A 2,988-nucleotide genomic window follows, 5' to 3' on the forward strand; every position below is an offset into this window, starting at 1 on the left:
AAATGGAGAGCACCGTGGGCAACACGCTCCTGCTGACACCGAACGTAATCGCCTCGTCTTCCGCAAGCAATGCTGGCAATGGGGAACTGGTGTCGATCATTACGCATCTGATCGACCGCCTCAATGCGCACGGCGACCGCTTGCAGGTGGGCGCCGAGGATGCCAGCGAACTGGCGCAGCGAGTCTTGAGTGCTGCCATTGAGGCGGAGCAGGAGATCGACGACCTGCAGAGCCGGCTCGACCGCCTGCAACGCCTCGCGGTGACCGACGAGCTGACCGGCATCCTCAACCGGCGTGGCTTCGAGGAAGAACTGAGCCGGACGCTCAGTGCGGCGCGGCGCTACGGCGAGGAGGGCATTCTCGTCTACATCGATCTCGACGGTTTCAAGGAGATCAACGACACCTTCGGCCACGCCGCCGGCGACGCAGCCTTGCGCCTGGTCGGAGAGCTCCTGTCCGCCAACGTCCGCCTGACCGACCGCGTCGCCCGGCTGGGCGGCGACGAGTTCGCGGTCCTGCTCAAGCGTACCAACTGGCAGAACGGCGTGCGCAGGGCGCGTGAACTCGGCCAGATGCTTGATCCGGCCGTCCTCGACTTCGAGGGCACCAGCATCGAGATCCGCGCCAGCGTTGGCCTGCAAGCCTATCACCCGCAGGCGGAAGGCGACGGCGCGGCGCTGATGGCGCGCGCCGATCAGGCGATGTTCGAGCACAAACGCGGGCGCGGCAGACCGCGCACCATCCGCAGGATCGCGTGAGGGTAACGATGCTTGGCTTGTTCCAGACGTCTTCGCGTGCGGCCGGCAGGGCCGCTCCATTCGCCCCGCCGCCCGCTTCGCCGCGGGCGCCGCTACAGCCGGCACCGCTCCAGGCCGCAGCACTCAAGATGCGGCGCGACGGAGCGCGCAGGAGCCCCGCGTCGGCGGCTCCCCGCGGTACCGCCCGGCCCGGCCTGCCGATCCCGCGGCTCGACGCTCGCCTGGCAAACCCGCGCCAGATCGGCGAGCTGAGCATGGAGCTCTACCTTGCCGGCTGGCTCAGCTTCGAGGAGAGCGCGCTCTTGGGCTTTCAGCCGGAGCTGCACCCCGAATACGACCGCACCATCGGCGCCTTGACCGGCGAGCCGGCTGAGCCCGACCGCCCGCGCGACTTCATCAGCTTGTGGCAGGACCGGCGCGCATTCGAGTTGCGTCACAATCCCGGTGATTTCGTGCTGCATCAACGGATTGAACGCATCATCAGCGTCCTGATCGCGGCCTCTTCGTCCTTTTCCGCCGTCGCGGCCGCTGCCTGACCGGCTGCGGTCGCGCCTTCCTTCGGCCTCCTGCCATCCTCGCGAGGAGCGGCAGGGGGCCGCCTCTTTTCGGCCCTTCTTCCGTGCTAGCGGGCGCTCGCCGGCCGCCCCCCACACCCGATCCGTTTTGCGGTTGGCACAGAGACCGAAAGCAGTGTATCGGAACACGAATAATGTTCCTCGGAGGGACCATGGACGGCCGCATTGACGCGGAAGGGGGGGGGCTGCGTTCGCTAGAGCTTCCCGACTACCTGGTCGACACGTACCGGTGGGCCTACTTGACGCCGGCCAGCTTGGTCCTGCTCGACAATCCCATCGCGATGACGATGATCTTGTGGGGCAACCTGCCTCGCCTCGTACGCGCCGCGTGCGAGGAGTTCACGGCTGGGCAGCATGTCCTGCAGACGGCAAGCGTGTACGGCCCTTTGTCCAAGGAGCTGGCGACCACGCTCGGGTCTGACGGGCTCCTTGAGGTGATCGACATTGCGCCGCTGCAGGTCGCGCATTGCCGGCAAAAACTGGCAGAGTTTCCGCAGACCCGGGTTCGCATGGGCGACGCGACCAGGCTTGAGGGCGCCGTGTTCGATGCCGCGTGCTGCTTTTTCCTCCTGCACGAGATTCCGGATGAGGAGAAGCGTGCGGTGGTGGACGGTCTGCTGGCCCGCGTACCGGTCGGCGGCAAGGTCGTGTTCATCGATTACCACCGCTCGGCCGGTTGGCATCCGCTGCGCCCGGTCATGAACATGGTGTTCCGCTGGCTTGAGCCATTCGCCTTTGGCCTCATCGACGGCGAGATTACGGCGCTCGCCAGCACGCCCGAGGAGTTCGACTGGCGCAAGGAGACCTACTTCGGCGGCCTCTACCAGAAGGTCGTCGCCGTGCGGAAGGGTGACGCGAAACCGCGATGACGGCTGAAACCTGGCTCCTTTTCGTCGCCGCCAGCGCGCTCGTCCTTGCGATCCCGGGGCCGACCGTGCTGCTGGTGGTGAGCCATGCGCTCGCCGGGGGCGCCGCGTCCGGCTGGCGCACCGTGCCGGGGGTGGCGCTTGGCGACGCGGTCGCGATCACCGTCTCGATCCTCGGCCTGGGCGCGCTGCTGGCCACATCGGCAGCCCTGTTCACGCTCCTGAAGTGGCTGGGTGCGCTCTACCTCGTCGTCCTCGGCATACGCTTGTGGCGATCGAGCGCTACCGATGCGCGCGAGGCGCCGGTGGCGCGGGACAGAGCCGATCGCAGCGCCACCTGGCAGGCGTTCACCGTTACGGTGCTGAATCCCAAGAGCATCGCGTTTTTCATCGCCTTCTTGCCGCAGTTTGTGGCGGCGGACGCGCCGGCTTGGCCGCAGCTTGTGATTCTGGCGCTGACCTTCGTCACCCTTGCCACACTGAACGCCACCCTGTACGCCCTTGTCGCCGGCACCTTCCGCGCCAGACTCCGACGCCTCACAACACGGCGTGCCGGCAACAGAATTGGTGGCGCCGTCCTGATCGGTGCCGGCATCGTAAGCGCGGCAACCCAGCGTTAGCCGGGGATTTCGAACCGCGGAAGCGCATCTCCATTTGCAGTTGATAAGGCTATTGTCGCCAACGTGCGGGCATATTCGCGTATGATCGCCATGACCGCTTTTTCCATCTAGACTGTTGACTCGAAGCAAGAAATCGTAAATTTGAGCGATCTTTGTTAGGGGAAGCTGG

Annotated in this window: 4 protein-coding genes; all 4 read left to right on the plus strand. The window is 66.2% G+C overall.

Translation table 11 applies throughout. The features are described 5' to 3' along the window. On the plus strand, window positions 1-758 hold a 758-nt coding region (locus tag RKP46_RS15035; protein WP_311107386.1), incomplete at its 5' end, for a GGDEF domain-containing protein. A gap of 128 nt (window positions 759-886) precedes the next feature. Next, window positions 887-1,294, plus strand: a complete 408-nt coding sequence (locus RKP46_RS15040; protein ID WP_311107387.1) for a hypothetical protein — start codon at window positions 887-889, stop codon at window positions 1,292-1,294. A 191-nt stretch (window positions 1,295-1,485) separates the two neighbouring features. Further along, complete coding sequence (gene rquA, locus RKP46_RS15045) at window positions 1,486-2,202, plus strand: rhodoquinone biosynthesis methyltransferase RquA (protein ID WP_311107388.1); 717 nt, start codon at window positions 1,486-1,488, stop codon at window positions 2,200-2,202. After that, window positions 2,199-2,819: a LysE family translocator gene (locus RKP46_RS15050; protein ID WP_311107389.1), complete on the plus strand. Its 621-nt coding sequence runs from the start codon at window positions 2,199-2,201 to the stop codon at window positions 2,817-2,819. Before rquA ends, RKP46_RS15050 begins: the two co-directional genes overlap by 4 nt. The last annotated feature ends 169 nt before the right edge of the window (window positions 2,820-2,988 follow it).

Origin of the sequence: Accumulibacter sp., from assembly GCF_031732815.1 — a bacterium.
Taxonomy (GTDB): Bacteria; Pseudomonadota; Gammaproteobacteria; order Burkholderiales; family Rhodocyclaceae; genus Accumulibacter.

Coding starts and splice junctions, on each gene's coding strand:
- RKP46_RS15040 (WP_311107387.1), top strand. CDS start 887: ATGCGGCGCGACGGAGCGCGCAGGAGCCCCGCGTCGGCGGCTCCCCGC.
- rquA (WP_311107388.1), top strand. CDS start 1,486: ATGGACGGCCGCATTGACGCGGAAGGGGGGGGGCTGCGTTCGCTAGAG.
- RKP46_RS15050 (WP_311107389.1), top strand. CDS start 2,199: ATGACGGCTGAAACCTGGCTCCTTTTCGTCGCCGCCAGCGCGCTCGTC.